The 5,078-nt window shown below is 60.7% G+C and carries 4 protein-coding genes and 1 pseudogene; 3 read left to right on the top strand and 2 right to left on the bottom strand.

Features of this window, described 5'->3' with window-relative positions:
* The coding region (locus L8F97_RS22300; RefSeq protein WP_242154917.1) for a lipid-binding SYLF domain-containing protein at positions 1-557 on the top strand (557 nt) is incomplete at its 5' end.
* 299 nt (positions 558-856) lie between these two features.
* On the opposite strand, the gene L8F97_RS22295 is transcribed toward L8F97_RS22300, so the two are convergent.
* Positions 857-1,093 carry an acyl carrier protein gene (locus L8F97_RS22295; RefSeq protein ID WP_242154914.1) on the bottom strand — a complete coding sequence of 79 codons (237 nt, stop codon included), beginning with the start codon at positions 1,091-1,093 and terminating at the stop codon, positions 857-859.
* 174 nt (positions 1,094-1,267) lie between these two features.
* Between L8F97_RS22295 and L8F97_RS22290 the strand changes: the two are divergent.
* Positions 1,268-1,525: pseudogene (locus tag L8F97_RS22290) on the top strand (hypothetical protein); the annotation flags it as partial.
* Between the two features lie 146 nt (positions 1,526-1,671).
* The gene (locus L8F97_RS22285) at positions 1,672-3,105 is read left to right on the top strand and encodes an IS1182 family transposase (protein ID WP_242154913.1); all 1,434 of its coding nucleotides are present in this window, start codon (positions 1,672-1,674) and stop codon (positions 3,103-3,105) included.
* Between the two features lie 1,136 nt (positions 3,106-4,241).
* On the opposite strand, the gene L8F97_RS22280 is transcribed toward L8F97_RS22285, so the two are convergent.
* A complete protein-coding gene (locus L8F97_RS22280; RefSeq protein WP_242154911.1) occupies positions 4,242-4,874 on the bottom strand; it encodes a tyrosine-type recombinase/integrase in 633 nt (210 codons plus the stop codon).
* Between the last annotated feature and the right edge of the window lie 204 nt (positions 4,875-5,078).

Below are 5,078 nucleotides of genomic sequence, written 5' to 3'. Positions count from 1 at the left end.
CAGACAAGGCCGTCTCGGTGGTCGGTGAGATGGACCGCGATCCCAAGCTGCATGCGCTGATCGGCCGCGCGGCCGGAGTTTTCATCATTCCGGAATACGCGCAGGCCGGCTTCCTGATCGGCGGCCGCGGGGGCGCGGGGATCGCTGCAGCGCGCACCTCCCGCGGCTGGAGCGCACCGGCCTTCTACAGCTTCGGCGGGCTCAACATCGGGTTACAGGCGGGCGGCTCCGGCGGCTCGGTCGTGTACCTACTGATGAACCGGCGCGCGGTTAGCCAGTTCATCGACCAGACCAAAATCTCGCTCAACGCCAATGCCGGCTACGCGATCGTCAAATACTCGGATGCCGATCAGGCGAACCTCGCCAAGGGCGACGTGATCGTATGGACAAACACTAAGGGTGCTTATGCGGGCGCGACGATCGAGGCGAGCGGCATCCACAACGACGCGGGTCGCACCCGCGAGTTCTACGGACGCGACGTGGCGCTGCGGACCATCTTGAACGGCCAGGTCTCGGCACCTGGATCGCGTTACCTCCAACAGGCGCTCTCGCGCTGAGGAAGGAGAGGGGCCGCCGGCACTAGCGGCCCTCCACCTCCTCTATCAATTTCTGCCGGCAGACCAGCCGGCTCACCTACAAAAGTCAGGCTTCCAACAAGGCTCGTACGCACGCTTCCGCGCTGACCGCTTCTCGGCTGGTTTGCTCTCCACCGTCGTTGCGGACGCCATCAATCCCAAAGCATTATCCGAGGCTCGGGTGGCATACCACCGGCCGTCGTATGCCGCTTTCCCCATGATCGACCTAGAGGCCACCGACCTATTTTGCTCCTATTTTGGGATCTGGATTGATGCACTAATCATGGCTTGTGCGTGTCAATGTACGTGATCGCATCCTCAACGGTTGCGATTTTCTCGGAGGCATCGTCGGGAATTTCGATGCCGAATTCCTCCTCGAACGCCATAACAAATTCAACGATGTCGAGGCTGTCGGCACCTAAGTCGTCGACGAAGCTCGCATCCTCGGTCACCTTGTGGGCTTCGATGCCCAGATGCTCGACGACGATTTTCTTTACGCGATCCGCGGTCTCGCTCATGGTAGTTCCTTCTTTGATCCTGGAAGCGACATTCTCGGACGCGCCTAGAACGCGGCAGTTCAGCGCGCAATGATGGGGACCCGCTAGAGGCTTTGTTGCAAAAACTGACGCTGAGGATTCCCCGAGGAAATCGAGCGGAATAGATAGGCGTGATGCCCAACCTGCCGCACCTAGGCGCTGACACGCGAGCGGGTGATGGCGGGGCTGGCCGCTGCCAAACGTCGGGGACGCCAGGGGGGCCGGCCCCCAATGATCGACGCCGAAACGCTCGAACGGATCACCGCCGCCCTGGATGGTGGAGCCAGCAAGGCGTCCGTCTGTCGGACCTTCAAGGTGCCGCGCTCGACCCTGCTTGGCACGCTGTCGCGGATCGGGTGGACTGCACCGCCGAAGGACGGAGTTTTGCGACAGAGTGCCCAACGCTCTTTGTAAACGCGCACGATATTTGGCGGCTTGATCGTCAGGCTATCTGTCGCCCGCGCCTAGCCTGACGGCACCCCGGAACGGCTTGAGATGGTGGAGGCTGTGTGAAAACGTCGTGATGTGGTATGATCGCCTTCGTCATCGGGAGGCGTGGGATGGGTCGTTTCATCGAAGGATGTGACCGTCGCGAGCAGCTTTTTCTGCCTCCTTGCATCGACGATTACGTCGCTGACGATAGCCCCGTTCGCATTGTTGATATGTTCGTAGATGAGCTGGATCTGTCTGCGCTCGGCTTTGACGACGCCGCTGTCACCGGGCGGCCGGGTTATCATCCGGCGATGATGCTGAAGCTCTACATTTACGGCTATCTCAACCAAGTGCAGTCGAGCCGGCGGCTGGAGCGCGAAGCGGGCCGCAACGTCGAGGTCATGTGGCTAACGGGCAAGCTGGCGCCCGACTTCAAGACCATCGCTGATTTCCGCCGTGACCAAGGTGCTGCTATCCAGGCGGTCTGTCGACGCTTCGTCCTGCTTTGCCGGAGTCTGGGGCTCATCGCCGGCGGCATGGTGGCAGTGGATGGCAGCCGTTTCCGGGCGGTGAACGCACGCGACCGCAACTTCACGCCGGTAACGATCCGGCGGCGCATGGAGCAGGTAGACGCAAGCATCGTGCGCTATCTCGGGATGCTTGACACCGCAGACCGGCAAGAGGGCGAAGCGGCCGAGCTGCGCACCGCGCGACTTACCACACGGTTGGACGAGCTACGCCGCCAGATGCGCCAACTTGAAGCGATGGAGCAGGCGGTTGCAGCATCTCCTGACCGACAGATCTCGCTCACCGATCCGGATGCTCGCGCGATGGCGTCGGCGGGAACAGGTACCGGCCAGGTCGGCTACAACCTTCAGGCAGCGGTCGACACCGGCAGTCACATCATCGTCGCCCACGAAGTCATCAATCTGAGCCATGACCGCACGTCGCTGACGAATATGGGTACGCAGGCACGCGAGGCGACGGGCGCGGGCACGCTCACCGTACTTGCCGACCGCGGGTATTTCTCAGGATCTGAGGTGTTGGCCTGCCAAGAAGCGGGCATCGTACCGATCCTGCCCAAGCCGCTCACCTCGGGTGCCAAGGCCGATGGCCGCTGGGGCAAGCAGGACTTCGTCTACCAAGCCGCGAGTGACACGTACCGCTGCCCGGCCGGCGAAACGATGACCAGACGCTTTTCCACTCTCGAGCACGGGCTCACGCTCTATGGTTACGCCACGCCCGCCTGCCGCTCCCAGTGCACCGTAAAGGCAAACTGCACCGCCAGCATCGAACGCCGGATCAAGCGCTGGGAACACGAGGAGGTCATCGAGGCCATGCAGGCACGTCTCGACCGCATGCCCGGCGCGATGCGAGTCCGACGGCGAACGGTCGAGCACGTCTTCGGTACCATTAAGGACTGGATGGGCAGAAGTCACCTGAAGACGCGTACCATGAAGAACGTCGGAACCGAGATGAGCCTCCACATCCTCGCCTACAACTTCAAGCGCGCCATCGCTCTCGTCGGGGTACCAGGCCTGATGGAAGCGGTGCGGGCCTGATCCCGAAGCTCCGCTTGGCCAACACACCGCTCACTCGGAGCGCGTTTTCACACAGCCTCGGTGGTTACCTGCCGTTGTTTGACCGATCTATGAGTTGCTGATCGCTTCAGCCAACCGGATGATCGCACCAATGCATATGAGGCTGACGGCGAATATGTTGAACCCCATCAACCAGCGGTATCGCTTTGGCTGAGTAGCCCTCACGAAAGTGAAACCTCGGGCTGACTCAACCCCCCGGCGAAGATCGCGCCGGATGGACTAGACACCGTATCCCGCGAGAGCAAAAATCGCTGCGGTAAAGAGAGGGCTGCCTGCCATCACAGGATTATATGCCGATCATACAGACAGGCGATGTCCGCTGTTGGGCGATTTTAGCCAGTCTGCTTCTGATCCCAATGACCCGGATGCCGCCGTTGAAACTCTTCCCAAAATAGGTCTCGGGCGACGCGAAGCAGTTGGATGCCTTCGGGGTCACATTCAGACGCTTCGGCGTCATCGATAACGCCAAACAGTCGGGTTAGGACGAAGCCATAATAATCGGCGGCAGTGTGGGGCGGGGAGTTCTCTTCGGCGGTCGGCATGCGCTGAGCATGCCCGCATCGCTCAACGTCCGCAATAATGGACGCGCGGTTGCTAGTTGAACGACCGGGTTTGGGCGACTGCCGTCCGGCTGCTTATCCTCCCGATAGCCGCCATTCGGCTTTCGGGCGACCCGAGCGGCGCGGGAGCTTCGGAATGTCCTGCCCTGGTGGACAGCGGACGCTCACTCAGAGGTGCGCGCGTTCTGCACGAAGCCGCAATCTTCTTCGCAAGAGCGCGACGGGCGCAGCAATCAGGAACGCGCCACCTGTTGCTGCCATCGTGCTTTGCGGCACGGGAAGCGAACGGAAGATGGTAAGCTGTAGAAGCGGTAAAGCGACAAAGTAAGCGAAGAGATAGTAGGCTTTCACAAGCCAAAGACAGATTATCAACGCCACGCAGCATGTCAGGCCTATGACGATCGACATGAGACCTAGCGCTTCCATTTTCCCAAGATGCCGATTTTCGGAACGTCCGCAAGTGGGCGACTGCCGAAGGGCAGCTTTTCGACGTTACAGCAATCCGGCTCCCCGCAAATGCGAGAAGCCGGTGTTGGATTAGACCTCGACGCCCTCTGCTAAAGTGAGAGCATCTTCCACATCGACGCCAAGGTAACGGACGGTGTTTTCAATCTTGGCATGCCCTAACAGGATTTGCACGGCTCGCAGATTACCCGATGCCTTGTATATGATGGACGCCTTGGTTCGCCGGAGTGAATGCGTCCCATACTCTTCTCGGCGTAGGCCAATACCATCGACCCATTCATCGACAAGTCGGGCGTACTGACGCGTGCTGAGTGGGCGAGCATGATCCGTTCTGCTCGGGAAGACATAGTCGGTCAGCGTACCGCCGCGCCGTTCCAGCCAGGCAAGCAAGCTCGCCCGGGCGTCCGCCATCAGTTCGAACTGTACCGGCCTGCCCGTCTTTGCCTGCACGACGATGGCCCGATTGCGCACATGGCCGCCGAGGACAAGATCGCCGATCCTAACCTTTACCACGTCGCAACCGCGCAGCTTGCTGTCGATGGCGAGATCGAACAACGCTCGATCCCGTAAGCGGCGATGCTGATCGAGGAAGAAACGAATAGCCCAGACCTGTCGCGGCTTGAGCGCGCGCTTGGCTCCGACCTTACGCGTAAAATTCCAAGGCCGACGCTCACCGACCACTGGATCGAACTCTGACGTACCCATAAGCTTTCTCCTTGGCCGAAATGGCCAAGGCGGGAACGGGCTTTACATGCTGTGTGTGTCTTGGAGGCCGTTGTGCACATGGCCAAAAGCAGACCGACGGCAGCCGCCCAAACCCGGTCGTTCAACTAGCAACCGCGCGTCCATTATTGCGGACGTTGAGCGATGCGGGCATGCTCAGCGCATGCCGACCGCCGAAGAGAACTC

Origin of the sequence: Sphingomonas sp. BAUL-RG-20F-R05-02 (genome assembly GCF_022662305.1) — a bacterium.
Taxonomy (GTDB): domain Bacteria; phylum Pseudomonadota; class Alphaproteobacteria; order Sphingomonadales; family Sphingomonadaceae; genus Sphingomonas.
Note: the sequence above shows the minus strand (reverse complement) of the source record. Positions and strands in the feature narration are given on the sequence as shown.